Below are 1,155 nucleotides of genomic sequence, written 5' to 3' on the forward strand. Positions count from 1 at the left end.
ATGAACGCGCCAATGGGCGGCTGTTCAAAGAGGTTGAGTTTGCCCTGCCGGTCGAACTGACCCTAGATCAGCAGCGGGAGCTGGTGGACGAATTCGCCCGGCATCTGACCGAGGGCGAGCGCCTGCCGTATACGCTGGCCATTCATGCCGGTAAAGCTGAGAACCCCCATTGCCACTTGATGATCTCTGAGCGGAAGAACGACGGTATCGAGCGCCCGGCTGACCAGTGGTTCAAGCGGTACAACGGCAAGACCCCGGAGAAGGGCGGGGCACAGAAGACCGAAGCGCTCAAGCCCAAGGCATGGCTTGAGCAGACCCGCGAGGCATGGGCCGACCATGCCAACCGGGCATTAGAGCGGGCTGGCCACGACGCCCGCATTGACCACAGAACACTTGAGGCGCAGGGCATCGAGCGCCTGCCGGGCATCCATCTTGGCCCCAACGTGGTGGAGATGGAGGGCCGGGGCATCCGCACCGAGCGGGCCGACACCGCCCTAGCCATCGACACGGCCAACGGCCAGATCATCGACTTACAGGAATACCGGGAGGTTATCGAGCATGAGCGCGATAGACAGAGTGAAGAAGTCCAGAGGCATCAACGAGTTAGCGGAGCAGATCGAACCGCTGGCCCAGAGCATGGCGACACTGGCCGACGAAGCCCGGCAGGTCATGAGCCAGACCCAGCAGGCAAGCGAGGAGCAGGCGGCGGAGTGGCTGAAAGCCCAGCGCCAGACAGGGGCGGCATGGGTGGAGCTGGCCAAAGAGTTGCGGGAGGTAGCCGCCGAGGTGAGCAGCGCCGCGCAGAGCGCCCGGAGCGCGTCGCGGGGGTGGCACTGGAAGCTATGGCTAACCGTGATGCTGGCTTCCATGATGCCTACGGTGGTGCTGCTGATCGCATCGTTGCTCTTGCTCGACCTGACGCCACTGACAACCGAGGACGGCTCGATCTGGCTGCGCTTGGTGGCCCGATGAAGAACGACAGGACTTTGCAGGCCATAGGCCGACAGCTCAAGGCCATGGGCTGTGAGCGCTTCGATATCGGCGTCAGGGACGCCACCACCGGCCAGATGATGAACCGGGAATGGTCAGCCGCCGAAGTGCTCCAGAACACGCCATGGCTCAAGCGGATGAATGCCCAGGGCAATGACGTGTATA

1 protein-coding gene and 1 pseudogene are annotated in these 1,155 nt (G+C 63.2%); both read left to right on the plus strand.

From position 1 onward, the window contains the following. Positions 1-56 precede the first annotated feature (56 nt). Positions 57-404, plus strand: a pseudogene (locus tag R7D93_RS25795) (MobA/MobL family protein); the annotation flags it as partial. A 154-nt stretch (positions 405-558) separates the two neighbouring features. Beyond that, positions 559-972 (plus strand): IncQ-type mobilization protein MobB, encoded by a 414-nt coding sequence (locus R7D93_RS25800; RefSeq protein ID WP_318129622.1) that lies wholly within the window; start codon positions 559-561, stop codon positions 970-972. The last annotated feature ends 183 nt before the right edge of the window (positions 973-1,155 follow it).

It is taken from the genome of Vibrio sp. YT-15, assembly GCF_033337445.1.
In the GTDB taxonomy this organism is placed as follows: domain Bacteria; phylum Pseudomonadota; class Gammaproteobacteria; order Enterobacterales; family Vibrionaceae; genus Vibrio; species Vibrio alginolyticus.